The 26,572-nt window shown below is 64.5% G+C and carries 24 protein-coding genes and 1 tRNA gene; 20 read left to right on the forward strand and 5 right to left on the reverse strand.

Annotation, left to right across the window (positions count from 1 at the left end; translation table 11 throughout):
* Window positions 1–99 precede the first annotated feature (99 nt).
* The 14 genes from JAB4_RS06575 (at window position 100) to JAB4_RS06640 (ending at window position 15,968) form a co-directional block, all read left to right on the forward strand.
* Window positions 100–1,332: a urate hydroxylase PuuD gene (locus JAB4_RS06575; RefSeq protein WP_070219301.1), complete on the forward strand. Its 1,233-nt coding sequence runs from the start codon at window positions 100–102 to the stop codon at window positions 1,330–1,332.
* Entirely contained in the window at window positions 1,329–2,564 is a 1,236-nt protein-coding gene (locus JAB4_RS06580) for a M20/M25/M40 family metallo-hydrolase (protein WP_070219300.1), read from the forward strand. Before JAB4_RS06575 ends, JAB4_RS06580 begins: the two co-directional genes overlap by 4 nt.
* A 57-nt stretch (window positions 2,565–2,621) precedes the next feature.
* Entirely contained in the window at window positions 2,622–3,539 is a 918-nt protein-coding gene (locus JAB4_RS06585; protein WP_070219299.1) for a LysR family transcriptional regulator, read from the forward strand.
* Window positions 3,540–3,717: 178 nt separating this feature from the next.
* Window positions 3,718–4,392 carry a DUF4286 family protein gene (locus JAB4_RS06590; protein ID WP_070219298.1) on the forward strand — a complete coding sequence of 225 codons (675 nt, stop codon included), beginning with the start codon at window positions 3,718–3,720 and terminating at the stop codon, window positions 4,390–4,392.
* A gap of 109 nt (window positions 4,393–4,501) precedes the next feature.
* Window positions 4,502–5,830: an MFS transporter gene (locus tag JAB4_RS06595; protein WP_070219297.1), complete on the forward strand. Its 1,329-nt coding sequence runs from the start codon at window positions 4,502–4,504 to the stop codon at window positions 5,828–5,830.
* Between the two features lie 4 nt (window positions 5,831–5,834).
* Window positions 5,835–6,512, forward strand: coding sequence for a DUF2848 domain-containing protein (locus JAB4_RS06600; protein ID WP_070219296.1), 678 nt, complete (start codon window positions 5,835–5,837; stop codon window positions 6,510–6,512).
* A gap of 4 nt (window positions 6,513–6,516) precedes the next feature.
* Window positions 6,517–7,875, forward strand: coding sequence for an amidase (locus JAB4_RS06605; RefSeq protein ID WP_070219295.1), 1,359 nt, complete (start codon window positions 6,517–6,519; stop codon window positions 7,873–7,875).
* Window positions 7,876–7,964: 89 nt separating this feature from the next.
* On the forward strand, window positions 7,965–9,296 hold the full coding sequence (locus tag JAB4_RS06610; RefSeq protein ID WP_070219294.1) for a paraquat-inducible protein A: 1,332 nt from the start codon (window positions 7,965–7,967) through the stop codon (window positions 9,294–9,296).
* Window positions 9,289–10,929 (forward strand): MlaD family protein, encoded by a 1,641-nt coding sequence (locus JAB4_RS06615; protein ID WP_070219293.1) that lies wholly within the window; start codon window positions 9,289–9,291, stop codon window positions 10,927–10,929. Before JAB4_RS06610 ends, JAB4_RS06615 begins: the two co-directional genes overlap by 8 nt.
* A complete protein-coding gene (locus JAB4_RS06620) occupies window positions 10,926–11,522 on the forward strand; it encodes a PqiC family protein (protein ID WP_070219292.1) in 597 nt (198 codons plus the stop codon). Before JAB4_RS06615 ends, JAB4_RS06620 begins: the two co-directional genes overlap by 4 nt.
* A gap of 47 nt (window positions 11,523–11,569) precedes the next feature.
* The gene (locus JAB4_RS06625; protein ID WP_227742105.1) at window positions 11,570–11,977 is read left to right on the forward strand and encodes a DUF2946 domain-containing protein; all 408 of its coding nucleotides are present in this window, start codon (window positions 11,570–11,572) and stop codon (window positions 11,975–11,977) included.
* Window positions 11,978–12,054: 77 nt separating this feature from the next.
* On the forward strand, window positions 12,055–14,169 hold the full coding sequence (locus JAB4_RS06630; RefSeq protein WP_227742106.1) for a TonB-dependent receptor: 2,115 nt from the start codon (window positions 12,055–12,057) through the stop codon (window positions 14,167–14,169).
* An 8-nt stretch (window positions 14,170–14,177) separates the two neighbouring features.
* On the forward strand, window positions 14,178–15,518 hold the full coding sequence (locus tag JAB4_RS06635) for a PepSY-associated TM helix domain-containing protein (protein ID WP_070219349.1): 1,341 nt from the start codon (window positions 14,178–14,180) through the stop codon (window positions 15,516–15,518).
* A 57-nt stretch (window positions 15,519–15,575) separates the two neighbouring features.
* The gene (locus JAB4_RS06640; protein ID WP_070219290.1) at window positions 15,576–15,968 is read left to right on the forward strand and encodes a hypothetical protein; all 393 of its coding nucleotides are present in this window, start codon (window positions 15,576–15,578) and stop codon (window positions 15,966–15,968) included.
* A 3-nt stretch (window positions 15,969–15,971) separates the two neighbouring features.
* Here the strand turns inward: JAB4_RS06640 and JAB4_RS06645 are convergent, their stop codons facing one another.
* Window positions 15,972–16,886: a LysR family transcriptional regulator gene (locus tag JAB4_RS06645; RefSeq protein WP_070219348.1), complete on the reverse strand. Its 915-nt coding sequence runs from the start codon at window positions 16,884–16,886 to the stop codon at window positions 15,972–15,974.
* A 102-nt stretch (window positions 16,887–16,988) separates the two neighbouring features.
* Here JAB4_RS06645 and JAB4_RS06650 point away from each other — a divergent pair, with 102 nt between their 5' ends.
* The 4 genes from JAB4_RS06650 (at window position 16,989) to JAB4_RS06665 (ending at window position 20,748) form a co-directional block, all read left to right on the forward strand.
* On the forward strand, window positions 16,989–18,098 hold the full coding sequence (locus JAB4_RS06650) for a muconate/chloromuconate family cycloisomerase (RefSeq protein WP_070219289.1): 1,110 nt from the start codon (window positions 16,989–16,991) through the stop codon (window positions 18,096–18,098).
* Window positions 18,099–18,107: 9 nt separating this feature from the next.
* Window positions 18,108–18,398 (forward strand): muconolactone Delta-isomerase, encoded by a 291-nt coding sequence (gene catC, locus JAB4_RS06655; protein ID WP_070219288.1) that lies wholly within the window; start codon window positions 18,108–18,110, stop codon window positions 18,396–18,398.
* A gap of 11 nt (window positions 18,399–18,409) precedes the next feature.
* Window positions 18,410–19,213 carry a 3-oxoadipate enol-lactonase gene (gene pcaD / locus JAB4_RS06660; RefSeq protein ID WP_070219287.1) on the forward strand — a complete coding sequence of 268 codons (804 nt, stop codon included), beginning with the start codon at window positions 18,410–18,412 and terminating at the stop codon, window positions 19,211–19,213.
* 131 nt (window positions 19,214–19,344) lie between these two features.
* A complete protein-coding gene (locus JAB4_RS06665; protein ID WP_070219286.1) occupies window positions 19,345–20,748 on the forward strand; it encodes a sodium:solute symporter family protein in 1,404 nt (467 codons plus the stop codon).
* Window position 20,749: 1 nt separating this feature from the next.
* Here the strand turns inward: JAB4_RS06665 and JAB4_RS06670 are convergent, their stop codons facing one another.
* The 3 genes from JAB4_RS06670 to JAB4_RS06680 form a co-directional block, all read right to left on the reverse strand.
* Entirely contained in the window at window positions 20,750–22,144 is a 1,395-nt protein-coding gene (locus JAB4_RS06670) for a GntP family permease (protein ID WP_070219285.1), read from the reverse strand.
* Between the two features lie 128 nt (window positions 22,145–22,272).
* Window positions 22,273–22,349: transfer RNA gene (locus JAB4_RS06675), tRNA-Pro, on the reverse strand.
* Window positions 22,350–22,403: 54 nt separating this feature from the next.
* A complete protein-coding gene (locus JAB4_RS06680) occupies window positions 22,404–24,497 on the reverse strand; it encodes an AsmA family protein (RefSeq protein ID WP_070219284.1) in 2,094 nt (697 codons plus the stop codon).
* A 120-nt stretch (window positions 24,498–24,617) separates the two neighbouring features.
* On the opposite strand from JAB4_RS06680, the gene JAB4_RS06685 reads away from it, so the two are divergent.
* Together JAB4_RS06685 and arsC are read left to right on the forward strand one after the other, a co-directional pair.
* Window positions 24,618–24,986 carry a metalloregulator ArsR/SmtB family transcription factor gene (locus JAB4_RS06685; protein WP_227742107.1) on the forward strand — a complete coding sequence of 123 codons (369 nt, stop codon included), beginning with the start codon at window positions 24,618–24,620 and terminating at the stop codon, window positions 24,984–24,986.
* On the forward strand, window positions 24,983–25,405 hold the full coding sequence (gene arsC / locus JAB4_RS06690; protein ID WP_070219283.1) for an arsenate reductase (glutaredoxin): 423 nt from the start codon (window positions 24,983–24,985) through the stop codon (window positions 25,403–25,405). The genes JAB4_RS06685 and arsC overlap by 4 nt, the downstream gene beginning before the upstream one ends.
* 60 nt (window positions 25,406–25,465) lie before the next feature.
* Here the strand turns inward: arsC and ispB are convergent, their stop codons facing one another.
* The gene (gene ispB / locus JAB4_RS06695) at window positions 25,466–26,455 is read right to left on the reverse strand and encodes an octaprenyl diphosphate synthase (RefSeq protein ID WP_070219282.1); all 990 of its coding nucleotides are present in this window, start codon (window positions 26,453–26,455) and stop codon (window positions 25,466–25,468) included.
* Window positions 26,456–26,572: the final 117 nt, after the last annotated feature.

A 26,572-nucleotide genomic window follows, 5' to 3' on the forward strand; every position in this document is an offset into this window, starting at 1 on the left:
TATGTCAAATATACGATATTTTTCATGTGATGGGCGGTAAATCCGTTTATCTTGTGTAGATTGGCACGAATATTGGTTCAGTCTGACTAGAGGAAATTTATGGAAGTATTTGCCTACCTGATCCCGTACGGCCTTGAGTGGCTGAACCTGATCGTCCGCTGGCTGCACGTCATCACGGGCATCGCCTGGATCGGTGCTTCCTTTTATTTCGTCTGGCTCGACAATTCAATACGTCCGCCCGCGCCCGGCTCCGAGCTGGCGAAGAAGGGCGTGTCGGGAGAATTGTGGGCCGTGCATGGCGGCGGCTTCTATAACCCGCAAAAATACCTGGTGGCGCCCGCGGAACTGCCGAAGGAGCTGCACTGGTTCAAGTGGGAAGCGTATTCCACCTGGCTGTCCGGCTTTGCACTGCTCACCATCGCGTATTACTTCAATGCCCAGGCCATGATGATCGACAAGGCCGTGGCCGATATCTCCAGCGGCCAGGCCGTCGGCATCGGTATCGCCACCCTCGCCATCGGCTGGACCGTGTACGACCTGCTGTGCCGCTCGAAGCTGGCGCAATATGAACTGTGGTTCGGCGTGTCGGTGTTCGCGCTGATCGTCGGCGCCGCGTACGTGCTCACGCATTTGCTCAGCGGGCGCGCCGCCTACATCCACGTGGGCGCCATGATCGGCACCATCATGGTGGCCAATGTGCTGATGCTGATCATTCCCGGCCAGCGCAAGATGGTCGAGGCCATGGCCGCCGGCAAGCTGCCCGATCCCAAACATGGCCTGAAAGCCAAGCAGCGCAGCGTGCATAACAATTATTTTACGTTACCGGTGCTGTTCATCATGATCAGCAACCACTACGCGATGACTTACCGTAACGATCACGCGTGGCTGGTGCTGGCGCTGATCATGGCGGCCGGCGTCTTCATCCGCCACTTCTTCAACCTGCGCCACAAGGGAAGAGTCGAGTGGCGTTATCCTGCCTTCGGCGTGGCCCTGCTGGTGGCCGTGGCCGTGGCCATCGCGCCGAAAGCGCCCGTGGCCCTGGCGGCCGCGCCGGCGGCGGACCCGGCGGCGCAGTTCAAGAGCGTGCACGCCATCATCGCCCAGCGCTGCGCCACCTGCCATTCGGCCCAGCCCACGCAGCCGGGCTTCGCCACGGCGCCGGCCGGCATGATGCTGGATAATGAGACGCAAATCCGCCAGCACGCGGCGCAAATCTACAAGCAGGCCATCGAGCTGAAGGCCATGCCGATCGGGAACCTGACCAATATGACGGAGGCCGAGCGCAGCGAACTGGGCGCCTGGCTGCAACAGACCATGCAAGGAGCAAAATGACTACGCACGCAGAAAAAATCACGGCCTGGATCGACGAGCACTTCGACGAAGAAGTCGCCTTTTTACAGAAGGTGGTGCAGCAGCCGACGGATACTCCGCCCGGCAATAACGCGCCGCACGCGGACCTGGTGGCGCAGCTGCTGCAGGCGTATGGCTGGAACGCGGAAAAACACGCCGTGCCGGCGGACCAGGTCGAGGCGTATGGCATGCAGAGCATCACCAACCTGATCGTGCGCCGGCCATACGGCGCAGGCGGGCCGACCGTGGCCCTGAATGCGCATGGCGATGTGGTGCCGCCCGGCGACAACTGGACGTATCCGCCGTACGGCGGCCAGATCGACGGCGGCTATATCTACGGCCGCGCGACGGCCGTCTCGAAAGGCGATTTCGCCACCTATGTGTTTGCCGCGCGCGCGCTCGAAGCGCTGGGCATTCCCCTGAAGGGGCAGCTGGAACTGCATTTTACCTACGACGAGGAATTCGGCGGCTTGCTGGGGCCGGGCTGGCTGCTGGAACAGCAGCTGACGAAGCCCGATTTCGTCATCGCCGCCGGTTTCAGCTACGGCATCGTCACGGCGCACAACGCCTGCCTGCAGCTGGAAATCACCGTGCACGGCAAGTCGGGCCACGGCTCCATGCCGGAAACGGGCCACGATGCGCTGCAGGCGGCCAACAAGATCCTCAACGCCATTTACGGCCAGCTGCCGGAACTGAAAAAGATCAAATCGAAAGTGGCCGGCATCGACTCGCCCACCATGCTGGTGGGACGCATTGACGGCGGCACGAATACCAATGTGGTGCCGGGCAAGGTCGTCATGAAGATGGACCGCCGCATGATTCCCGAAGAAGACCCGGTGGCGGTGGAAGCGCAGGTGCGCGCGCTGATCGAAGACGCGGTGCGCGGCGAGCCTGGCATCCACATCGAGATCCGCCGCCTGCTGCTGTCGCATGCGCTGCGGCCCTTGCCCGGTTTCGAACAGCTGGTCGGCAGCCTGCAGAAAAACGCGCAAGCCATCCTCGGCGAGACGATACCCGCCGTCGGCACGCCCCTGTATGCGGATGCGCGCCTGTATGGCGAACGGGGCATCCCCGCCGTGCTGTATGGCGCCGGCCCGCGCACGGTGCCCGAATCGAACGCGAAGAAGGCCGACGAGCGCCTGGCGCTCGACGACTTGCGCAAGGCCAGCAAGATCGTCGCCCTGACCTTGCTCGATTTCCTGGCGCAGAAATAGGGCGGGGCGCTTTGGCTTACAATGGGGCGACCACACTCTAGGTGAAGAAGAGCTCCATTGAATACCCGTTTTCTCGAAGCGTTTGTCTGGGCTGCGCGGCTGGGCAGCTTCCGCACGGCGGCCGACAAGCTGCACATCACGCAGGCGGCCATTTCCAACCGCATCGCCTCGCTGGAGCAGGACTTCGGCACGCGCCTGTTCGACCGCGACGCGCGTGACATCCGCCTGACCTTCGCCGGGCGCAACCTGCTTGTGTACGCCGAGCGCATGCTGGAGCTGTGCCGCGACATGTATGCGGCCAATTCCTCGCCCGCGCAGATCACGGGTGAAGTGCGCATCGGCGTCATCGAAACCATCGTGCATACCTGGCTGATCCCGTTTCTGCAGCGCGTGCAGGAGCGCTATCCGGGCATCGAGATTCAATTGACGTCGGAATCGACGCGCCGCCTGCACGAACAGCTGCAGCAGGGCGAACTCGATATCGCGCTGCAGACGGACATGCTGACGGGCGACCATATCCGCAGCACGGGCAGCGGCGCCATCGCCATGGGCTGGGCCGGCAGGGCCGCCGACTGGCCCGACACGGGCGTGCCGTTCACGGTGGCGCAACTTGCGCAGCATCCGATCATCACCATGAACCGCGGTTCGCAGCCGCATTCCGCCTTGAAGGCGCTGTGCCAGGACGAGGGCGTGCAGCTGGGCCGTGTCCACTGCGTCAGCTCGATTTCCGCCATCGTGCGCCTGGTCAAAGCGGGCTTCGGCATCGCCGTGCTGCCGCTGGCGCCCCTGCGCGAGGAAATCGAGCAAGGCAATATCGCGCTGATTCCCTGCGCCAGCAGCCTGGCGCCGCAGCGTATCGTCATCAGTTACAGCGAAGACATCACGACGGAAGCGATTCAATTGGTCGCTATGCTGGCGTGCGAGGAGGCGGCCAGGTTCACCGTGGGCTTGGGCGAGGAATATGGCGCCGGGTGATATCACGGCGTAGGTCGGATTAGCGCCCCGGCGCGTAATCCGACAACATTGTTGGCCCGTCCCCAACGCGACCCACAAGAAAAACTTATCAGTCGCGTTCAGAATAACCCGTTTGCCAAGTGATGGCGTGCCACCTATTCTGAGTTGGCACTCCACTTACAACGCAAACGGAACCCTCATGACGACGTCCACCACCACCTTGCCCGGCATCCTGTTCGTCTGGACCAGCGCCGACCCGGAACACGAGCTTGATTTCAACCGCTGGTATGACCGCGAGCACGTGGAAGAGCGCGTGCGCATTCCCGGCTTCGTCAGCGGCACGCGCTACCAGAGCGTGCGCGGCCCCCGCAAATACCTGGGCCTGTACCGCACCCGTTCGCTCGCCGCCTTCCAGACGCCCGACTACTTCAAGGCTTTCGGCCAGCAGACGCCATGGTCGCTGACGAACCTGCAGCGCATGGTCGATCCGATGCGCCGTGTCTGCGCCATCGAGGCGGAAACGGGCATGGGCACGGGTGCCTGGCTGGCCGTGCTGCGCCTGGGTGCATCAGCCATCGGCCAGGATGCGCAAGCGGTGGCCGGCTTGGCCACGCTGGGAACGACGCTGCTGCAGATCGACGGCGTCATTGCCACGCGCTTGCTCACGCCCGACGCCAGCCTGTCCGGCCCCCTGCCGGCGGAACGGACGGAGGCCCGCGTGCTCGATCCGATCTTCCTGATCGACGCATCGTCCGAAAGCGCCGCCATGGCGGCCGCGAATGCCGCCAGCGCGGCGCTGGGCCTGGACGCCGAACAGGCAGCCATCCTGCAGCTGTCCTGGCAGCTGCGCGAGGCCGACCTGCACGCTGCCTGACGCGCCGCAAGCGTATCTTGCCGGCACTGATAACACGAGACACGGGCCACGGCGCAGGGCAAAGCATCCTGCGCCGGGCTTGCAATAAAACTGACGAGAGAGGTAGGCTATGACCACATATACGAACGCCGCGCATCCGGCAGCCCAGGCACCGGGCGAGAAGGCCACGACGGCCAAGACGGGCCGCCTGGCCACGGCCAGCATGGTCGGCACGACCCTGGAATGGTATGACTTCACCGTCTACAACACCATGGCCGCGCTGATCTTCAATCACCTGTTCTTCCCTTCCTTCGATCCGCTGACGGGCACCATCCTGGCCTTTTCCACATATGCCGTCGGCTATATTTCGCGCCCCATCGGCGGCGTGATCTTCGGCCACCTGGGCGACAAGCTGGGACGGCGCTGGGTGCTCGTGGTAACCCTGATGCTGATGGGCGTGACGACGGGCCTGATGGGCCTCTTGCCCACGTATGCGACGGCCGGCATCTGGAGCCCCGTCCTGCTGGTGGCGCTGCGCTTCGTGCAGGGCATCGCTTTGGGCGGCGAATGGGCCGGTGCCGTGCTGATCTCCGTCGAACACGGGGCGCCGGACAAGCGGGGCCGCAACGCGTCGTGGACGCAGGTGGGGCCGTCGTTCGGCACCTTGCTGGCAACGGGCTGCATCGGCCTGATCACCTATCTGCTGCCGCATGAAGCGTTCATGGAATGGGGCTGGCGCATGCCGTTCATCGCCAGCCTGCTGCTGGTGGCGTTTGGCATGTGGATACGCAGCGGCATCGAGGAAACACCGCTGTTCAAGGAGCTCGACCAGCAGGATGCCAAGGCGGAAGCGCCGATCGGCGACGTGCTGCGCCTCTACTGGCGCCGTCTGCTGATCGCCGGCGGCGTGCGCATCGGCTCGGACGTTCTGTATGCGCTGGTGGTGGTGTTCACCCTGACGTATGTGACGACGGTGCTGCATCTGTCGTCGACCCTGGCGCTCACCGCCATCATGATCGGCACGGCTTGCAATGCGCTGTCGGTGCCGCTGTTTGGCGCGCTGTCGGACAAGATCGGCCGCCGCCCCGTGTATGCGCTGGGCGCCGTGCTGGGCCTCGTGTGGGCGTTTGCCTTCTTCACCTTGTTAGACACGGCCAGCCCGGCCGCCATCGTCACGGCCGTCGTCGTGGGTCTGGTCATCCACGCCATCATGTACGGCCCGCAAGCGGCCTTCGTCATCGAGCAATTCCCGACCAAGGTGCGCTATGCGGGTTCCTCGCTGGCCTATACCCTGGCCGGCGTCATCGGCGGCGGCTTCGCGCCGCTCGTCATCGCCAGTCTGTATCGCTCGTACAACAGCACCATGGCCGTTTCGCTGTACGTGGCGGCGGCCTTGCTGATCACCGGCGCGGCAGTGTTTGCCGCACGCGAAACGGGCCGCGGCCCCCTGGAGGAATAAAATCATGACGACATTGCATTTTCAACTGGCCGGCCACGGCCCCGTCACCTTCGACATCGATCACTTGATCATCGCCGGCTGGACGGGCCGCGACATGGCGATGGTGGAACACCATATCGCCGAACTGGAAGCCATCGGCGTGGCGCGCCCGAAAAGCGTGCCGACGTTTTACCGCGTGGCGGCGGCGCTGCTGTCGAGCGACGCGGCCATCGAAGTGCCGGGCGGCGACTCGTCGGGCGAAGCCGAATTCGTGCTGTTTTCCACGGAATACGGCCTGCTGGTGGGCATCGGTTCCGACCACACGGACCGCAAGGTGGAAAGCTATGGCGTGACGGTATCGAAGCAGATGTGCGGCAAGCCCGTGGGCGACACCCTGTGGCGTTATGCCGACGTGGCCGGCCACTGGGACCAGCTGCAGATGCGCTCCTGGCGCGAGCGCGCCGGCGTGCCGGCCCTGTACCAGGACGGCCCCGTGACGCGCATGCTGTCGCCGGAAGACCTGATCCTGCGCTACACGGGGCAAGCGACGCTGCCGGTGGGCAGCGCCATGTTCTGCGGCACGCAGCCTGTCATCGGCGAGATGGGCCATGGCGACGCGTTTGAGCTGGAACTGTATGATCCAGCCTTGCAGCGCCGCCTGCAGCACCGCTATGCCGTGCAAACCCTGCCCGTGGAAGGATAAGAGAATGACCGAACTGACCAAGACCATCCGCGAACTGGCGGCCGACCTGGCCGCTGGCCGCATCACCAGCGTGGCACTGACCGAGCGGATGCTGGCGCGCGCCGAGGCGCACCGGGCGCAGGGCGGCCATGCCTATGTCAGCCTTGATGGCGAACAGGCCCTGGCCGAGGCCCGTGCCAGCGATGCGGCGCGCGCCGCCGGCATCATTGCCTCGCCGCTGGCCGGCATCCCCATTTCGATCAAGGACCTGTTCGACGTCAGGGGGCAGGTCAGCAGCGCCGCCTCGCTGGCGCTGGCCGACGCGCCGCCCGCCGTGGCCGATGCGCTTGCCGTGGCGCGCCTGCGCGCGGCCGGCGCCGTTCTGCTTGGGCGCACCAACATGAGCGAATTCGCGTTTTCCGGCCTGGGCTTGAATCCCCATTACGGCACGCCGCGCAATCCGCACGACGGCGCGCGCGTGGCGGGCGGCTCCACCTCGGGCGGCGCCGTCACCGTGGCCTTGGACATGGCGGCCGGCGCGCTGGGCACGGATACGGGCGGCTCGATCCGCATTCCCTCTGCCTTTTGCGGCCTGACGGGCTTCAAGTCGACGGCCGCTTCCGTGTCGCTGGCCGGCACGGTGCCCCTGTCGCGCTCCCTCGATTCGGCCGGGCCCATCGCCCGCAGCGTCGATTGCTGCGCCATTTTGTATGCAGCGCTGTCGGGCCATGATATCGGCGCGCAGGCGCCGGCACTGAAAGGCTTGCGCTTCGGCTTTACCCTGGACTATGTCGGTACGCACGTGGCGCCGCAGGTGCAGCAGGCTTTCGATGCCGCGCTGGACAAGCTGCGGCAAGCCGGCGCCCTGGTGGAACAGTTCGATTTCCCCGAGTTGCTGGAGCTGCCGGGCATCAATGGCGGCGGCGGCCTGGTGGCGGCGGAAGCGTGGCACTGGCATCGCGCCCTGCTCGAGGAAAAGGGCGCGCAGTATGACCAGCGCGTGGCGGCGCGCATCCGCCGCGGCCAGCAGCAGGGCGCGTTTGACTACATCGACCTGCTCGATGCGCGCGCGCGCCTGATCGCCATTGCGCAGCAGCGCCTGGCGCCGTTCGATGCCTGGCTGATGCCCAGCGTGGCCATTCTGGCGCCGCAGGTCGCGCCGCTGGAAGCGGATGACGCCACCTTCTTTGCCACGAACGGCCTGGTGCTGCGCAACGCCAGCGTCATCAACTTCCTCGACGGCTGCGCGCTGTCGCTGCCTTGCCATGCCGACGGCGAGCTGCCCGTGGGGCTGGGCATCTGCGGCCTGGCCGGCGCCGACGATACGGTGTTGCAAATCGGCCGCGCCGTGGAGGCGTTGTTGCGGGGGAGTGGAAAAGAATAGTGCCGTAGTGCAGGAAAATGCCAATTCTGTCATGATGGCTGGCATTGACATGGGATAGTCGCGCTGCGGGCGCCGGCAAACTTCACACTGTGCACCGATACGACCTGATTAGCTGTCATGACTGCGGCGTGCTGTACCGCAAACGTCCGCTGCGTCCACGCGAAAAGGCGCGCTGCATCCGTTGCCGCTCGGTGCTGTACCGCGGCGCTCACGCGCGGGGCGCCTCGGCCGAATTGAGCAAGGTGGTGGCGCTCACCCTGGGCGCCGCCTTTGTCTTCCTGATTGCCCAGTTTTTCCCCATCGTCGAACTCGACGTCAATGGCCTCACCTCGAGCGCCACCTTGCTCGGCTCCATCCGCGTGCTGTGGTACGAGCAGATGCACATCGTGGCGACGATGGTCTTCCTGTTTACCATTCTCTTTCCCGCCATCGAACTCGGTTCGCTGCTGTATGTGGCGCTGGGCTTGCGCGGCGGCGTCAAGGTGCCGGGATTTAACCGCGTGCTGCGCGCCGTGCAGACGGCGCGCGAATGGGGCATGACGGAGGTGCTGATGATCGGCATCCTGATCACCGTTGTCAAGATGACCAGCCTCGCCACGGTGCTGCCGCAACCGGGCTTGTTCGCGTTTGGCGCGCTCACCGTGCTGCTGGCCATCGTCGTCTCGTTCGACCCCAAGGCCCTGTGGAACCTGGGCGACGACCTGACCCGGCAAGCGCTGCCCGGCATCCGCTACAAGGCTTTCGCGCCCGGAGAGAAGGTGGTGCCCTGCCATGCCTGCGGCCTGGTGGCGCCGCCCGTGGGCACGGGCAGGCACCTGGCGTGCGTGCGCTGCGGCACGGCCCTGCACGTGCGCAAACCGGACAGCATCAACCGCACCTGGGCCTTGCTGATCGCCGCCATGATCCTCTACATTCCCGCCAACCTGCTGCCCGTGATGGTCACGCAATCGCTGTTCGGCACGCAGGACGACACCATCATGAGCGGCGTGGTGCTGTTCTGGACCAGCGGTTCGAAGGGCCTGGCCATCATCATTTTCATCGCCAGCGTGGTCGTGCCCATGCTCAAGCTGGGCGTGCTGGCGCTGCTGGCGTTCACGGCGCAGCGGCGTTCGCGCTGGCGGCCGCGCCAGCGCACCATCTTGTACCGCATGGTCGAATTCATCGGCCGCTGGTCCATGCTCGACATCTTTGTCGTCACCCTGACGGTGGCGCTGGTGCGCTTCAAGTCGCTGGCCGTGATCACCGCGGGACCGGGCGCGCTGGCCTTTGGCGCCGTGGTGGTGCTGACCATGCTGGCGGCGATGCAGTTCGACCCGCGCCTGATCTGGGACCCCGTCGACGGGCAGGTGCCTGGCGAGGAAGAACCCGTGGTGGTGGCAAATACCGGAAACAATACAGTGATTGGAGAACAGCATGTCTGACAAAGAAGCGGGCGGCCTTGCCGAAACGGGTGGCCAGGGCGTCCCCCCGTTGCCGGAACCCGATGTGGAACAGGGCAGCCGCTGGCTGCCGTCGCTGGTATGGCTCATTCCGCTGCTGGCAGCGCTGATCGGCGCCGGCCTGGCCGCCAAGTCCATCCTCGACCAGGGACCCACGGTGACGGTCAGCTTCAAGAGCGCCGAAGGCCTGGAGCCGGGCAAGACCAAGGTCAAATACAAGGATGTCGACATCGGCCAGGTGCGCGCCATCACCCTGGGCGACGACTTGAGCAAGGTACTCGTGACGATCGACATGAGCAAGGAAGCGCGCCGCTTCGCCACCGCCGATTCGCGCTTCTGGGTGGTGCGCCCGCAGATCGGCGCCAGCGGCGTGACGGGCCTGGGCACCTTGCTGTCGGGCGCCTACATCGGCGTCGACACGGGCAAGTCGGAGCAGAAGAAGGAGAGCTTCATCGGCATGGAGAGTCCGCCCGCCGTGGCAGGGGACCAGAAGGGCAAGCTGTACACCCTGCATGCGGACAGCCTCGGCTCCGTCGACGTGGGCTCGCCCCTGTTCTTCCACCGCCTGAGGGTGGGCAAGGTGGTCAGCTTCGCGCTGGACAAGGATGGCAACGGCATCACCATGTCGGTCTTCGTGAATGCGCCGTACGACCAGTTCGTCGGCAAGGATGCGCGCTGGTGGCATGCCAGCGGCGTTGACGTGCGCCTCGATTCCAACGGCTTCAAATTGAATACGCAATCGCTGGCGGCCATGCTGGTGGGCGGCATCGCCTTCGAGGCGGAAAACGGCCGCAAGCCCGTCGAACCGGCGCCGGCCGGCACCAATTACCGCCTGGCGGCCGACGAGGCGAGCGCCATGCGCGAGCCCGATGGCGAGGCGATCACCACCGTGTTCTATTTCGACCAATCGCTGCGCGGCTTGCAGCCCGGCGCCACGGTCGATTTCCGCGGCATCGTGCTGGGCGAGGTGCGTTCGGTCGGCATCGAGTTCGACCCCGTGAAGAAGAACTTCCGCATGCCCGTCACCGTCAACCTGTACCCGGCCCGCCTGGGCATGCGCTTCAAGGCCGCCGTCGACGATGAGGAAGGCTCGGCCGGCCACCAGCTGCTCGAACGCATGGTCAGCCGCGGCTTGCGCGCGCAGCTACGCACGGGCAACCTGCTGACCAGCCAGTTGTATATCGCGCTGGACTTCTTCCCGAAAGCGCCGAAGGTGGCGCTCGATCCGAACAGGTATCCGCTGGAAGTGCCGACCGTACCGAATACCCTCGATGAATTGCAGACGCAGATCGCCAGCATCGCCCGCAAGCTCGACCAGGTACCGTATGCGGAGATCGGTAACAACCTGAACGCCACGATCAGGCAGGCCAATACCCTGTTCAAGCAGCTCGATGGCCAGGTGGTGCCGGAAATGCGCGATACCCTGACGGCGGCGAAACAGACGTTCGGCACGGCCGAACAGGTGCTGCAAAAGGATTCGCCGCTGCAGTCGGACGTGCGCCAGGCCTTGCAGCAGCTGACGCAAACCCTGCAATCGCTGAACGCGCTGTCCGATTACCTGGAACGCCACCCCGAATCCCTGATCCGCGGTAAAAAAGGAGATGAAAAAAAATGATGAAGCCGATGTTTTCCGCGCTGCTGGCGGCCAGCCTGCTGGGTGCCTGCTCCACGCCCCAGCCCGAGCATTTCTATACGCTCAGCGGCGGCGCCGACGCGCAGCCGGCCAAGCCCGTCAAATACTATGTCGAGGTGCTGGCCGTCAGCGTGCCGCAGCAGGTGAGCCGCAACCAGTTTGTCGTGACGGCGCCGTCGGGGCGCATCGAATTGCTGGAGCAGCAGCGCTGGGCGGGGCCGCTGGCCGGCGAGATCGGCCAGGCCTTGTCGACGGCCGTGACGAACGACCTGGGCGCCATCGACGTGTTCCGCACGCCGCATCCGGACAATCTGCCCGTGTACCGCATCAGCACCAACGTGCAGCGTTTCGAGTCCGTGATGGGCCAGTATGCGCTGATCGATGCCGTGTGGAGCGTGCGCCAGCTGGCCAGCGGCAAGGTGGTCACTTGCCGCACGATCGCCAATGAAAAGGTGGGCGCCGGCTATGATGAACTGGTGCTCGGTCACCGCCGCGCCGTGAATCGCATCGCCGCCGATGCGGCCAGCGTCGTGCGTGCTTTTGACAACGGCAACGCCGCCTGTCCGGCCGCCTGAGCCGCTTTCCGCTACCCAGTCCCGGCGGCCGCTGGTAAAATGCGGCCATGGGAATGACCTTGTTCACGCGCCGCTTTGCCGCCTGGATCGCCTGTTTCGCGATCCTGCTGGCGGCGCTCGCGCCATCGATTTCCCGGGCCGTCGCCAACGCCAAGCAGGAATCCGGCTCCGGCTGGGCGGAAATCTGCTCGGTGGCCGGCATCCGTTTTGTGCAGCTTGATCAGGCCGATGACGGCGCCGCCGATGGCAAGTCCGGCGGCAAGGCCATGCAGATGGAGCATTGTGCCTTCTGTTCCACGCATGCGGGTTCCGTCGGCTTGCCGCCGGCCAGTCCCGTGCTGCCGCTGCTTGTGGCCAGCGGCACGGCCATCTTCCCGGCCCTGTACTACCAGTCCCCATCCCCGCTGTTCATCTGGTCCACCGCGCAGTCGCGCGCGCCGCCCGGTCTCATTTAAGTTTTCGCATTTTCAATGCTGGCGCTGTCCACCTTGCGGTGTGACGCCCCGCATCCGCACACTTAAACGAGAATCACATGAACAAGAAATTATTGATGCTGGCGGCAGCCATCGCCCTGGCCTATCCCTGCGCGCAGGCGCAGCAACTTGACCACGCCATCGACACGGTCGTCGTTTCCGGCTCGCGCGCGCAATCGTGGCTGTCCGAGACGCCGCAGGCGATCGGCGTCGTCAACGCCAAAACCCTGGAGCGCGACAAGCCCAGGACCATGGGCGATATCCTCAACCGCATCGCCGGCGTGTACTGGAATGACCTGGGCAACGAGCAGCACAGCATGAGCATCCGCCAGCCCATCGGCACGAATGCCGTCTACCAGTACCTGGAAGACGGCATACCCATCCGCCCGCTGGGCGTCTTCAACCACAACTCGCTCAACGAGATGAACATGGCGGGCGCCAGCGGCGTGGAAGTGGTGAAGGGCGCCGCCTCGTCGCTGTACGGCAGCAATGCCGTGGGCGGTGCCGTGAATTTCCTCACGGCCGGCGCCAGCGCCACGCCGACGGCAAGCGCGGGCGTGCGGCGCGACAACGTAGGCGGCTTCACCCGCTATGACACGGCCGCCAGCGATACCTGGGGGCCGCTGGGACTGCGCTTTTCCCATTACAGTTCGCGCCGTTCGCGCGACAACTGGCAAGAGTACAGCTATGGCGACAAGGATTCGTTCTCGCTGCGCGCCGACTATGTGCTCGGCCCCACCTCGCAATTGCGCGCCACCCTCGTGCACACGGATCTCGATGCGGCCATGACGGGCAGCCTGTTCGAGAACGATTACCGCAGCAATCCCGGCAAGAGCCTGAATACGTTTACCTACCGCAAGGACAAGACCACGCGCATGAACCTGGCGTGGGAGGGCGCGACGACAGCCAATGGCACGAGCACCGTCACCGTGTTTACACGCAAGAACGACCACGGGCAGCTTCCCGCGTATTCCATCGGCAGTTGCGCGGGCATGCTGTGCAAGGGCGTCATCAACAACAACCATGTCGATTCGCTGGGGCTGGATGTGAAACACCAGCAGGAATTCGCGTGGCTGCGTTCGCGCCTGGTCGCCGGCGTGTACGTGGACAAGAGCGACAATCCCTTTGTCAGCGACAATCTCTCCATCGTGCGCGATGCGGCCACGGGCCGCTATCTGCGCTACTCCCTGGCCAATGCCAGCAACCCGCAGGGCGTGCGCGACTACCAGACGGACATCTTGAACACGGCCGTCTTCGCGCAGTGGGAATTTTCTCCGCTGGCGGGCACGCGCGTGGTGCTGGGCGGACGCTCGGACGCCATCCGCTACGACTATCATAACAATCTGGCGCCCGGCGGCAGCGTCAATTACGGCGCGCCCGACGAGTCGCGCAGCTTTTCGCATGTGAGCCCGAAGCTGGGCGCCACCTACGCCATCGGCCATGCGGGCAGCGCATATGCGAACGTCAGCCAGGGCTTTACCCCGCCCGAAGTGAGCCAGCTGTATGGCAAGACGGGCATCGCCGACCTGCAGCCGTCCGTCTACAACAACTATGAACTGGGCCTGCGCTGGGCCTTCCTGCAGGGCCGCTTGAAACTCGACACGGCCCTGTACCGGCTCGACGGGCGCGACACCATCGTCAGCTACACGCTTTCGCCGGGCAACAGCGAAAACCGCAATGCGGGACGCACGCGCAGCGAAGGGCTGGAGCTGGGTTTGAACTACGACAGCGGGCCGTTCGACGCGCGCTTCGCCACGGCCATCGCGCGCCACCGCTACCTGCGCTACCAGGTCTCCAGTACCCTCGATTACAGCGGCCGCACCATGCCGCAGGCGCCGCGCGACATCACCTCGTTCGAGATCGGCTACAAGCCCGTGACGGGCGCGCGTATCGCACTCGAAGCCGTGCATCAGGGCCGCTACTGGATGAACAACGCCAACACGGTGGAGTATGGCGGCCACGCGCTGCTGAACCTGCGCGCCAGCTACCGGCTCGCGCGCGGTCTGGAAGCGTGGGCGCAGGTGCGCAATGTGGCCGATAAGCGCTATGCCGATTCGGCCAGCAGCAGTTATGCGGGCACGGGCAGCTATGCGCCGAACAGCCAGAACCAGTACACGCCCGGTGCGCCGCGCAGCGTGATGCTGGGCCTGGCCTATACCTATGGCGGACTGTGAGGATGACCATGGACGACGCAACCTTTCTCATCGCGCGGCGCAAAAGCCTGTACTGGCGCATCCATTTCTGGGCCGCGCTGATCGCCTCGCCATTCGCGCTGGTGGCCACCCTGACGGGGATTTTGTATGTATTCACGCCGCAGATCGAGGCAAGGCTGTACCAGCACCTCGACCATGTGGCGCCGCAAGCGTCCATGCTGCCGCTGGACGCCGCCGTGGCGGCAGCGGAACGGGCGGCCCCGCATGGCTGGACGGTGCAGCACGTGGTACCGCCGTTTCAGCAGGACGATGCGGTGCAGGTGGCGTTCGCGCCGCCCGGCGGCGCGCCCGATGAACATGCGGGCCATGGCGGACATGCCGCACCGGTCAAGCCGAAGTTCGGCCTGCCCGCGCAAGCCGTGATCGTCTACGTGAATCCGTATGACGCGCGCGTGCTGGGCAGCCTGGCCAGCAGCGAACGTTTCGGCCACTGGGCGAAAAAGCTGCATTCGCGCTTGCTGCAAAACGATGGCTGGCGCTGGATGATCGAGCTGGCCGCCAGCTGGCTGATGGTGATGCTGGTGACGGGCGTGGTGCTGTGGTGGCCGCGCGGCGCGCAATCGGGCTTGCCGAAGCGGGGCGCGCAGGGCCGCAACGGCTGGCGCCAGTGGCATGCTTTTCTCGGCGTGGCGCTCGGCATCGTCAGTGTCGTGATCCTGACGACAGGATTGACGTGGAGCCAGCAGGCGGGCGGGCGCATCCGCACGCTGCGCGACGTCAGCGGCCAGGCGCCGCCGCCCGTGCCGCGCGGCCTGCACTCAAGCGAAGAGGGCGCTCCGCTCGACTGGCAGGATGCGTGGCAAGTGGCACGCAGTCACGCGCCCGCCATCGCCGTGCAGCTGACGGCGCCGGCCAGTCAGGACGATGTGTGGCGCGCCACCATGGCCGACCGCAGCCAGCCCACCTTGCGCTTCGACCTGCAATTCGACGCCTACAGCGGCAAGCCTTTGTACTATGCGGGCTGGGACGCGCAGACGGCGTTCGGCAAGGCCACCGCCATCGGCATCCCGTTCCACCGCGGTGAATTCGGCTGGTGGAACCAGGCCTTGCTGCTGCTGTTCGGCGCCAGCGTGCTGTTTTCGCTGGTGTCGGGCTGGGTGATGTTCTTCAAGCGGCGCCTGCCAGGCTCGCTGGGCTTGCCCAAGCTGCTGCCGGGCGCCTGGACCTCGCCGTCCGCGCTGGCCTGGCTGGTGGCGGCCGGCATGTGCGCGCTGATGCCGCTGCTGCTCGTGTCGGGCGGCATGCTGGTGCTGCTGGAATTGGGGCTGGCAAAATGTGGGCCGCGTGTCGGCCGCATGTGGCTGCGCTAGAATAAGGGATGCGGCCAGGCTCGTTGCCAAGCGCCGCGCCTTTGTAATGGCTGAACCATGGTATTCATCGATTTTCCCGCCTTGTCCGCACTGGCCGCCGCGTCGGCCGGTGTCACGCAAAAATGCAGCTGCTGCACCGTTCCGCTCGATGCCTGGCAGCGGCTGCCCACGTCGCTGGAACTTGACCGTTTCGAGGAGGTCGGCACCCTGCGCGCAGATCCGTACGAGGAACCGACGTTTGACGAGTACCACCCGCACGGCACGCGCTACGACAGCGTCGACGCGCCCATCGCGCCGCGCTTTTATCCCGCGAACCTGAGCCAGGTGGCCCGCTGCCTGAACTGCGGCCGCCACTACCTGCGCTACAACGAGGCGGGCGGCTATTTCACGGAGCTGCGCATCCGCGCGCTGCGCCCGGAATTGCTGGCCGATGCACCGCTGTCAAAGTGAGGGCTACAGGCTTTCCTTGACGTGCGCGATGCCGTGTTCATCGTAGATCGAGTACACGGCAGCGAGAAGGTTTTCGAGTTCCGGCGAGCGGTCCATATGCCGCATGCTGAATAAAATGGGCGAGAACGCATGCTTGTCGTCCAGCTTGCGGTACACGACGTTCCGGTGATGCATGGCCTGCACGCTTTCCGGCACGATGGAAATGCCCTGGCCGGCCGCCACCAGTCCCATGGAAATCTGCAGCTCGCGCACTTCCGTGACGGGACCGGGTGTGACATTGCCTTCGCTGAACATGGCCAGCACCTGGTCGGCAAAGCTGGGGCGCGGCGCTTTCGGATACACGAGCAGGGTCTCGTGGATCAGGTCTGTCAGGCGCAAGCCGCCTTCCCCCTTGGCCAGCCGGTGGCCGGGCGGCAGGGCCACCACGAGCCGCTCTTCGCGCAGCAGGATGCGGCGGATGCTGGGGTCTTCGCTTTTCAAGCGTCCGAAACCCACGTCGATGCGGCCTTCCTTCAGGGCCTTCAACTGCTGCACCGTCGTCATTTCATGCAGGGTCACATCGACCTCGGGATGGTGTTCGCAAAAGCGGTGCACGATGTCGGGCAATTCCCCATACAGCGTCGAGGCGACGAAGCCGATCGACAGGGTGCGTTCCAGCTTGCCCACGCGCTGCGTCATCGCCTGCAGGTCGCGCACCTGGTCGAGCAGGGGGCGCGCATGGGCGAGGAAAAACTCGCCCGCTTCCGTCAGCCGCAAGGGCCGCGACCCTTTTTCGATCAGCGCCACGCCCAAGGTTTCTTCCAGCTGCTGCATCTGCCGGCTCAGCGGCGGCTGCGCGATATGCAGGCGCGCGGCGGCCCGAGTGAAGTTCCTTTCCTCTGCGACCGCAACGAAGTAGCGCAAGTGCCGTAATTCCATCTTCATACCTTTCAGGTATAGGTTTGATACCAACTCGGTGTTGGACGTGGGGGCATTCGGGGAATATCGTGTCACCACTCCACAGAATTATACGGAATAAATATGATTCAAAATATCGAGACCTACCTGGTCGATGTGCCAACCATTCGCCCGCACCGGATGTCCGTCGCCACCATGAATACGCAAACCCTGGTGCTGGTGCGGCTGCGCTGCGCCGACGGCATCACGGGCTGGGGCGAGGCCACCACCATCGGCGGCTTGAGCTACGGCGGCGAAAGCCCGGAAAGCATCAAGACGAATATCGATACCTATATCGCACCGCTGCTGGTCGGCATGGAAGCGAGCGAAGTGGCCAAGGCCATGGCCAAGGTGCGCAAGGTCATCCAGGGCAACCGCTTCGCCAAGTGCGCGATCGAGACGGCGCTGCTCGATGCGCAGGCGCGCCGCCTGAACGTGCCGCTGTCGGAATTGCTGGGCGGCCGCGTGCGCGATGCGCTGCCCGTGGCCTGGGTGCTGGCCAGCGGCGACACGGCGCGCGATATCGCCGAAGGGGAAAAGATGCTGGAACTGCGCCGCCACCGCATCTTCAAGCTGAAGATCGGCCTGCGCGACGTGATGGACGACGTGGCCCACGTGCTGGAGATCAAGCAGGCGCTGGGCGAACGGGCCAGCGTGCGGGTCGACGTCAACCAGGCCTGGAGCGAGACGGACGCCGTGCGCGGCATCGCCGCGCTGGAAGCGGGCGGCATCGACCTGATCGAACAACCGGTGAAGGCGGGCAACCGCGCCGCGCTGGCGCGCCTGAAGCAGCGCTTCGACGTGGCCATCATGGCCGACGAAGCCTTGCACGGCCCCGCCGATGCGCTGGCGCTGGCGCAGGCCGACGCGGCCGACGTGTTTGCCGTAAAAATCACCCAGTCGGGCGGCTTGCTGCCCGCGCTGGAAGTGGCCACCGTGGCGCGCCTGGCCGGCGTCGGCTTGTACGGCGGCACCATGCTCGAAGGCGGCGTCGGCACGGCCGCCACGGCCCATGTCTGCTCGACGTTTGCGGAACTGGCCTGGGGCACGGAACTGTTCGGCCCCTTGCTGCTGACGCAGGAAGTCTTGCGCGAGCCGCTCGTGTACCGCGACTTCATGCTGCAGGTGCCGACGGGGCCTGGCCTGGGCGTCGAGATCGACCTGGACAAGCTGCGTTCCATGCAACGCCAATAAGGAGAAACCATGTTATTCCATGTACGCATGAACGTGAACCTGCCGTTGAACATACCCGCCGAGCAGGCGGCGCAGCTCAAGCAAACGGAAAAGGAACTGGCGCAGCGCCTGCAGCACGAGGGCAAATGGCGTCACCTGTGGCGCATCGCCGGCCAGTACGCCAACGTCAGCGTCTTCGACGTGGACAGCGTGGACGAGCTGCATAATTTGCTCACTTCGCTGCCGCTGTTCCCCTACATGCAGATCGACGTGATGCCGTTGTGCCGCCATCCTTCGTCGGTGCGCGGCGACGATTCCTGAGGAGACAGGCAATGACGCAGATAGGCAACGACACTGCCGGGAAAACGTGCGAGGTCGACGGTATCGGCCTGCATTACCGCACGGATGGCGAGCGCGGCAAGCCCTGCCTCGTCCTGTCGAATTCCCTCGGCACGGATCTGTCCATGTGGGATGCGCAGGCGGCCGCGCTGGCGGGCGACTTTTTTGTCGTGCGTTACGATACGCGCGGCCATGGCCAGTCCGCCAGCGCCGGCGCGCCGTTCGGCATCGGGCGCCTGGGCCTGGACGTGGTGGCGCTGCTCGACCACCTCGATATCGCGCGCGCCGCCTTCTGCGGCATTTCCATGGGCGGCTTGATTGGCCAGTGGCTGGGCATACACCAGCCGCGGCGCTTGACGCGGCTGGTGCTGGCAAATACGGCGGCGCGCGTCGGCGGCGCCGCGCCGTGGCAACTGCGGGCGGAACAGGTGCGCCGCGACGGCATGGCCGCGGTGGCCGACGGCGCCGCCGCGCGCTGGTTCACGCCCCAGTTTATCGCGCGTGAAGCGGACACGGTGGCGCGCCTGGTCGGCATTTTGCGCAGCCAGGATGCCGGCGGCTACGCGGCCTGCTGCGAGGTGCTGGCCCAGGCGGACTTGCACGCCGGCGTCGGCACGATCAGCGTGCCGACCCTGATCATTGCGGGCGAGCACGATCCCGTGACCACTGTCGACGACGGGCGCTGGCTGCAGCGGCAGATCGCGGGCGCCCGCCTGGCAAGCGTGCCCGCCTCGCATATCTCGAACGTCGAGGCGGCGGACTTGTTTACAGAGCAGTTGCGGACTTTTTTGTTGTGAGGCTTGCTGTACCGTATCGGTATGGCAGGAATTTGACTTTCCCCTGAGCACCGCCACCGGCTCGTCCGGCATGCGGCAGGGGAAGCTTTCTTGAAAAATAATAATAAGAAAAGCAGACTTGGAGTAGACGGATGGAAAACAGATTGATCATCATCGCTGCGATCACGGTGGGCTATTTCGCCCTCATGTCGTACATTACCTACAGCGTGCGCAAGCATGCCAACAGCGCCGAGGGCATGACGGCGGGCGGGCGCAATTATCCCGCTTACCTGATCGGCGCGCTGTTACTGTCGGAATTCATCGGCAGTTCCGTCAGCATCGGCACGGCCCAGAAGGGCTATGAACTGGGCATTTCCGCCGCCTGGAATCTGGTGGCGCTGTCGCTGGGCTTCTTGCTGCTGGCCATCGTGCTGGTCAAGAAATACAAGGAAAGCGGGCAGTCGACGATTTCCGGCATCCTGGCGCAAACGTATGGCGAACCCGTGCGCTATGCGGCGTCCATCCTCACCATCGTCGCGCTGAGCATCGTTGCCGTGGCCCTGTATGCGAGCGGCGGCGCCGTGCTGGCGGCCGTGCTGCACATCAACAAAACGGTGGCCATCTTGCTGGTGGGCGCCATCACCGTGATCTATGTCAGCCTGGGCGGCATGCGCTCGGTCGTGTACACGAACTTTGCCCACTCCATCGTCAAATACCTGGGCGTGATCCTGGCGCTGGCGTATGCGCTGGAAGCCTCCGGCGGCATCGGTGCGCTGCAGGCGCAGCTGCCCGCCAAGATGTTCAACTGGGTCGAGATCGGCTGGGGCCAGATCATCGCCTGGATGATCGGCGGCATCGGTTCCATCTTCGCCACGCAATACGTGATCCAGGCCCTGGTCAGCACGGACAACCCTGCCGTGGCCAAGCGCGCCTGCTATTACGTGTCCTCGCTGATGATCCCGTTCGGCCTGATGGCGGCCCTGATCGGCATGTGCAGCGCCGTGTTGTATCCGGGCATGAAGTCGATCGACGCCTTTCCGACCCTGATCGCGCACATGCCCGCGTTTTCCGCCAGCATCATGATCGTCGGCCTGGCCGGCGCCCTGTTCGGCGGCATTTCCGCCACCACCCTGGCATCGGCTACCCTGGCCATGAAGGATTTTTATGATCCCTGGTACAACAAGGCAAAGAATGACGCGAAATCGCTGATGTTCCTGCGCATCGCCATCGTCGTGGCCGGCCTGCTGCCGCTGGTGCTGGCGCTGTATGCGGAAAAACTGCTGATGATCGCCTTCCTCGGCAAGGCCCTGCGCGCCACCCTGGCTGTGCTGGTGCTGATGGCCTTCTATGCGCCGAAATTCGGCACGCCGCGCGGCGCCTTCGTCGGCGTGATCGTTTCCGTGATCGCCACCATCGGTTGGTTCCTGGCGGGCAATCCGTATGGCGTGGACAGTTCCTACCTGGCGCTGGCCGGCCCGCTGCTGACCATGGGCATCAGCCACCTGTTCAAGCCGGCGCACGCTGTGGCGAAGCCGGCATCGTCGTCGCGCCTCTAGGTCAGACCAGTCCTGTCATGTAATAGATGGCAATGACGAGGAACACGGCCACCGTTTTGATGACGGTGATGCCGAAAATATCGCGGTAGGACTGGCGGTGCGTGAGGCCCGTGACGGCCAGCAGGGTGATCACGGCGCCATTGTGCGGCAAGGTATCCATGCCGCCGCTGGCCATGGCCACCACGCGGTGCATGACTTCGAGCGGGATATGCGCCTGTTGCGCGGCCTGGATAAAGCTGTCCGACATGGCGGCCAGCGCAATGCTCATGCCGCCCGAGGCCGAGCCTGTGATGCCGGCCAGGGTCGTGACGGACACGGCCGCGTTGACGAGCGGATCGGGCACGCTGCGCAAGGTGTTGCTTACGGCAAGAAATCCTGGCAGGGCGGCGATGACGCCGCCAAAGCCGTATTCGGACGCCGTATTCATGGCCGCCAGCAGGGCGCCGCCCACGGCCGCCTTGGTGCCTTCGGCAAAAGCGGCGCGGATACGCCCGAAGGCCGTTGCGCACACGAGCAAAATCCCCAGCAACAAGGCGCCTTCCACGGCCCAGATACCGGTCACGGAAGCGATCGACGTGGACACGGGCGCATGCAGGCCCGGCAGGGCCTCGGCGGTGAGTACGTAGCTGGCGCCATACCAGTGGGGAATCAGCTTGGTCAGCGCAAAGTTGGCCACGCCCACCAGCACCAACGGTGCCACCGACAGCAGCGGATGGGGCAGGGCACCCGCGTCGGCCGTGGCCTTTTCTGCCTCGGCCCCATAGCCTTCGCCCGTCGCCATGACGGAACGGCGACGCCATTCCAGGAAGGCCAGTCCCATGATCACCGTCAGCACGGCGCCGATGGTGCCCAGCCATGGCGCGGCCCAGCCGGTCGTGTTGAAAAAAGTGGTGGGGATGATGTTCTGGATTTGCGGCGTGCCCGGTAAAGTATCCATGGTGAACGAGAACGCGCCCAGGGCGATGGCGCCCGGCATCAGCCGCTTGGGGATATTGCTCTGGCGGTACAGTTCCGCCGCAAACGGATAGACGGCAAACACCACCACGAACAGCGACACGCCGCCATAAGTCAAGGCGGCGCACACGGCAACGATCACGGCATTCGCGCGCGCGCTGCCGATGTAGCGGATGGCCGCCATGACGATGGACTGGGAAAAACCGGACAGCTCGATGAGTTTACCGAACACGGCACCGAGCAAAAAGACGGGGAAATACAGCTTGATAAAGCCCACCATCTTTTCCATGAAGATGCCGCTGAAGACGGCCGGCACGGCGGACGGATCGGTGAGCAATACGGCACCGAGCGCGGCGACAGGCGCAAACAGGATCACGCTGTAGCCGCGGTAGGCGGCCAGCATCAGGAAGGCCAGTGCGGCCAGAACTATCAGGAAAGACATCGGTCAGGCCCTTGCGCGAGAAGTGATCAGGACATTAATGATGTAATTAATATCATATTTCTCGGCAACACACCAACGCGCAGGTCAAGGTACGGGCAGCTTAAGCCGGCACAGCAAGGGGAAACGGCTGGTCGGGGTGAGAGGATTCGAACCTCCGGCCTCTGCGTCCCGAACGCAGCGCTCTACCAGGCTGAGCCACACCCCGCTTACTGTTATTACAGCAGATGGCGGGGCGGGTTTCAAGCGGCTGCGTCAAGGTCTATTTCTTTTCCTGCTGTGCCTTGTTGATGTCCGCTTCGCTGACCTTTTTCGCCGGCGCATTCGTCGCAGGCGAGCTTGGCGCCTTGCGCGTGGCGTTGGCTTGCGCCATGACGGCGGCGCAATCCGTGTCGGGGGCTTTGTCGACGTTGACCAGCGGCAGCAGGGCGGCCAGCGGGGTGACGACGGTGGCCAAGGCCACGGCGGCGCCGGCCTTTAATGCCAGCGGGCCTTTTTGCGGACCCACGTCCGGGTTCTTGAACGTGCCTTTCGCATACAGCGGCGTGCGCAGGGTGATGATGCGCGCGCCCTTGGTACGGGGGCGCACGTCGAGGTCCAGGGTTTCTGTTGCCAGGTTGACGTTGCCCGTGATATTCACCACGGCCGTGTCCGTATCGAGCACGAAGCGGCGCACGTCGGCCTGGCCATTCGTGACGGCGAAATCGCTGGCCAGGCAGTTCAAGTGCACCTGCTTGTCGCCGAAGATTTTCACGAAGACGGCGTTGGCCAGGTTCAGGCCGGCCAGTTCCAGCATGAACTGGCTGACGGAGCCTTCGCTGACGGTGGCCGCCAGTTCGCCATTCGCGCTGGCCAGCATGGCGGAAACGGAGTTGCCGTGGCCCGTCAGCGCCGCATCGCCATACACTTCACCGAAGCTCGCCTGCATCGATTGCAGCTTGGGAAACAGTTCGCGAATCTTGAGGTGGCGCGCCGCCACCTTGGCTTGCGCGGCGATGGTTTTTTGACGGCCGTCGAGTGTGATGTTCGAGGTGATGTCGCCGCCGGCCATGCCGAAATTGAGCGGCGTCAAACTCAGCACCTTGTCTTTCATGCGGATAGTGGTGACGATATCGTTGAGCGGGATATCGTGCGTGCGCACCAGTTTCTTGCCCGTGAATTTCACGTGGGCGTCGAGCGCATCCCATTTCGCCGTATTGAACTGTTCCACCGGCAAGGCTTTATTGTCGGGCTGCACGGGCGTCTTGCCGCGCGCCTGTTTCTTGGCATTGCTGTCGGCGCCGATGGCGGGGCCCAGGTCTTCCAGGCGCAGTTGCTGCGACGTCACCTCGCCGCGCAGCAAGGGGCGGGGCCGGCGCGGCAGGTATTGCAAGGTGCCGGCCAGGTCGCTCTGGCCCACCGTACCCTTAAAATTCTGATAAGTCCAGTTCCAGCTGGCGCCGTCCTTCTTGCCCAGCAGGCGGCCTTTGGTGGCGTAGTCCGGCGTTTCCGGCAGCAGCACGCCCGTCAGCGGGTACAGATCGGCCATGCTGGCGCCTGCCAGGCTCAGCTGCAAATCGATGCCGGACAGCGAGCGCGGGTCCGTCAGGGTGCCATCGATGCTGGCCTTGTTCTTGCCCAGTACGGCCTGCGCCTGCACGGGATACACGGTGTTATTGTCGGTCAATGACAGCACGGCGCCCGCCTTGCCGCCGCCCGTCACGGGCGCCTTGCGGTAGCTGCCGCCCAGGGTGAAGGCGATGCCGTATTTCTGCACGGGGACGTTGCCCTGCGCGTCGCCCGGCGTGGCGTCGGGCGCCGTCGAGCTGACCTTGGCTTGCACGTCGAGCGCGATGCCTTCGTCCAGGTAGCGGATGGCGCCGTCGGCGAAGGCCATGCGCTGGATTTCCATGTCCCATGCCGAAGGACCGTTATCCTTCAAGGTCCAGCTGTTGCTGCCGTCGGCGCGCCGCTGCAAGGCGATATTGGGTGCGTCGAGCGCCAGGTCTGTCAGCACCACGCGGTGCTGCAACAGGGGCAAGGGATGGATGGCCAGGTCGATGCGTTTCGCGCTGGCCAGTTGCGGGCCGGCTGTCGCCCAGTCCGGGTTGCTCATGCGCACATCGTGGGCGCTGATGACAGGCCGCGGCACGTAGCGGCGCCAGCCCGGTTCCGTTTTCAGGCCTTGCTTCCATGTCACCTGCAGGTCGCCGCCGATGACGAAGCTGCGGCCCGTGCTTTCCGACACTTTTTCGTTGATGTAGGGACGGGCGCGGTTCCAGTCGAAGGTCAGCACGAAGATGACCACGATGGCGATGAGGGCAAGCAGGGCGGCCAGGCTCCAGCCGAGGATGTTGAGCGGGGTTGAGCGTGTCATGGGAATGCCGATCGCAGTGATTTTTCATCAAGGTAGACCGATAGGCCGGGACAGTCGGTGCGCTGGGTTACGTAAGACACCGCGCTTGAAATGATTCAATAATTCGACTATTATTGAAATATGGAAAATGAAAAGACAATAGCGAACCAGGCGACGCCGCTGACGAGCGCTTCCGCCATCGTGGCCCTGGCTGCGCTGGCGCAGGAATCGCGGCTGGCCGTATTCCGCCTGCTGGTGCAAGCGGGGCCGGAAGGCATGGCCGCGACGAAAATTGCCGACGCGCTGGCGATTGCGCCATCGTCGCTGTCATTTCACTTGAAAGAACTGGCGCACGCCAATCTGGTGACGGCGAACAAGGCAGGCCGTTCCATCATCTACGCGGCCAATTATGCGGGCATGAACGGCTTGCTCGCCTTCCTGACCGAGAACTGCTGCGCCGGCGCACCTTGCTGCGTCAGCGAACCCAATGTAAAGGACATCACACCATGACGATCACGATTTATCACAACACGGCATGCGGCACGTCGCGCAACACCCTGGCCCTGATCCGCAACACGGGCGTCGAGCCCGTCATCATCGATTACGTCAAGCATCCGCCTTCGCGCGAGGAACTGGTCGACCTGATCGAGCGTGCGGGCTTGTCCGTGCGCGCCGTCATGCGCGACAAGGGCGCCCTGTACGACAAGCTGGGCCTGGCCAATCCTGCGCTGAGCGATGCGGCCCTGCTGGACGCCATGCAAGCCCATCCTATTTTGATCAACCGCCCCATCGTCGTCACGGCACTGGGCGTGCGCCTGTGCCGGCCGTCGGAAAAGGTGCTGGAGATCCTGCCGCTGCCGCAGCAAGGGGCATTTGCCAAGGAAGATGGCCAGGCCGTCGTCGGCGCCGACGGCAAGCCGGTGAAATGAGCGGAGTATAAAAAACGGCGCCAGTGGCGCCGTTTTGTATTGCATATAAGTACAACGCGATCAGTGATTGCGGTCCACGGCAAACGAGCACAGTTGCAGCATCGATTGCTTGTAGATGCTGTCGGGCCAGCCGGCGATGGCATCGGCGGCGCGCTGGCCGGCGATTTCCGCCTGCTTGCGCGTGTAGTCGAGGGCGCCGCTGCTGGTGATGGCCGTCAGGACCGTATCGAAATGCTGTTCGTCGCCTTGCTCGATGCAGCTGCGCACCAGTTCGCGCTGTTCCGGCGTGCCGTTTTCCATCAGCCAGATCAGCGGCATGGTCGGTTTGCCTTCGCGCAAGTCGTCGCCCACGTTCTTGCCGATTTCGGCGGCGTCGCCCGCATAGTCGAGCACGTCGTCGATCAGCTGGAAAGCCGTGCCCAGCGAGCGGCCGTATTCGGCAGCCGCTTCGATATCGTCTTCGCTGGCGCCGGCGATCAGGGCGCCCAGTTGCGCCGATGCTTCGAACAGCTTGGCTGTCTTCGAGCGGATGACGTTCAGGTAGCTTTCCTGCGTCACGTCCGGATCGTGCATGTTCAGCAATTGCAGCACTTCACCTTCGGCGATCACGTTGGTGGCGTCGGAGAGGATTTGCATGACGCGCATATTATTGAGCGACACCATCAGCTGGAACGAGCGCGAGTGCAGGAAGTCGCCCACCAGCACCGAAGCGGCATTGCCGAACAGGGCATTGGCCGTCTGGCGTCCGCGGCGCATCGACGATTCGTCGACGACGTCGTCGTGCAGCAGGGTGGCCGTGTGGATGAATTCAACCACGGCGGCCAGTTCATGGTGCGCCGTGCCGCGATAGGCGTGGGCATTGGCCACCAGCAAAATCAGCACGGGACGGATGCGTTTGCCCCCTGCGCTGATGATGTACTCAGCGATCTGGTTGATCAGAATGACATCGGAGTGCAGCTTTTGGCGGATCACCGTATTGACTGCGTCCATATCGGCGGCAATCGTTTGCACGATGGTGTTTTGGTTAACGTGTTTGTTAGCGTCAGACAAGGCGAACCTGCATTAGATTGTGGGTGCCGCGATTATACGACAAGGCTTGCGCACGCGTGATGTTTGCCTATGGCTGTAAGGCAATTGTTTGATCTTGTTGGCACTGCCGCGCGTTTT

Origin of the sequence: Janthinobacterium sp. HH102, assembly GCF_001758625.2 — a bacterium.
In the GTDB taxonomy this organism is placed as follows: Bacteria; Pseudomonadota; Gammaproteobacteria; order Burkholderiales; family Burkholderiaceae_D; genus Janthinobacterium.

Coding starts and splice junctions, on each gene's coding strand:
- JAB4_RS06625 (WP_227742105.1), top strand. CDS start 11,570: ATGGGAATGACCTTGTTCACGCGCCGCTTTGCCGCCTGGATCGCCTGT.
- arsC (WP_070219283.1), top strand. CDS start 24,983: ATGACGATCACGATTTATCACAACACGGCATGCGGCACGTCGCGCAAC.
- pcaD (WP_070219287.1), top strand. CDS start 18,410: ATGACGCAGATAGGCAACGACACTGCCGGGAAAACGTGCGAGGTCGAC.
- JAB4_RS06650 (WP_070219289.1), top strand. CDS start 16,989: ATGATTCAAAATATCGAGACCTACCTGGTCGATGTGCCAACCATTCGC.
- JAB4_RS06605 (WP_070219295.1), top strand. CDS start 6,517: ATGACCGAACTGACCAAGACCATCCGCGAACTGGCGGCCGACCTGGCC.
- JAB4_RS06680 (WP_070219284.1), bottom strand. CDS start 24,497: ATGACACGCTCAACCCCGCTCAACATCCTCGGCTGGAGCCTGGCCGCC.
- JAB4_RS06640 (WP_070219290.1), top strand. CDS start 15,576: ATGGTATTCATCGATTTTCCCGCCTTGTCCGCACTGGCCGCCGCGTCG.
- JAB4_RS06665 (WP_070219286.1), top strand. CDS start 19,345: ATGGAAAACAGATTGATCATCATCGCTGCGATCACGGTGGGCTATTTC.
- JAB4_RS06670 (WP_070219285.1), bottom strand. CDS start 22,144: ATGTCTTTCCTGATAGTTCTGGCCGCACTGGCCTTCCTGATGCTGGCC.
- JAB4_RS06635 (WP_070219349.1), top strand. CDS start 14,178: ATGGACGACGCAACCTTTCTCATCGCGCGGCGCAAAAGCCTGTACTGG.
- JAB4_RS06620 (WP_070219292.1), top strand. CDS start 10,926: ATGATGAAGCCGATGTTTTCCGCGCTGCTGGCGGCCAGCCTGCTGGGT.
- JAB4_RS06600 (WP_070219296.1), top strand. CDS start 5,835: ATGACGACATTGCATTTTCAACTGGCCGGCCACGGCCCCGTCACCTTC.
- JAB4_RS06685 (WP_227742107.1), top strand. CDS start 24,618: ATGGAAAATGAAAAGACAATAGCGAACCAGGCGACGCCGCTGACGAGC.
- JAB4_RS06645 (WP_070219348.1), bottom strand. CDS start 16,886: ATGGAATTACGGCACTTGCGCTACTTCGTTGCGGTCGCAGAGGAAAGG.
- JAB4_RS06630 (WP_227742106.1), top strand. CDS start 12,055: ATGAACAAGAAATTATTGATGCTGGCGGCAGCCATCGCCCTGGCCTAT.
- JAB4_RS06575 (WP_070219301.1), top strand. CDS start 100: ATGGAAGTATTTGCCTACCTGATCCCGTACGGCCTTGAGTGGCTGAAC.
- JAB4_RS06595 (WP_070219297.1), top strand. CDS start 4,502: ATGACCACATATACGAACGCCGCGCATCCGGCAGCCCAGGCACCGGGC.
- JAB4_RS06580 (WP_070219300.1), top strand. CDS start 1,329: ATGACTACGCACGCAGAAAAAATCACGGCCTGGATCGACGAGCACTTC.
- JAB4_RS06615 (WP_070219293.1), top strand. CDS start 9,289: ATGTCTGACAAAGAAGCGGGCGGCCTTGCCGAAACGGGTGGCCAGGGC.
- JAB4_RS06590 (WP_070219298.1), top strand. CDS start 3,718: ATGACGACGTCCACCACCACCTTGCCCGGCATCCTGTTCGTCTGGACC.
- catC (WP_070219288.1), top strand. CDS start 18,108: ATGTTATTCCATGTACGCATGAACGTGAACCTGCCGTTGAACATACCC.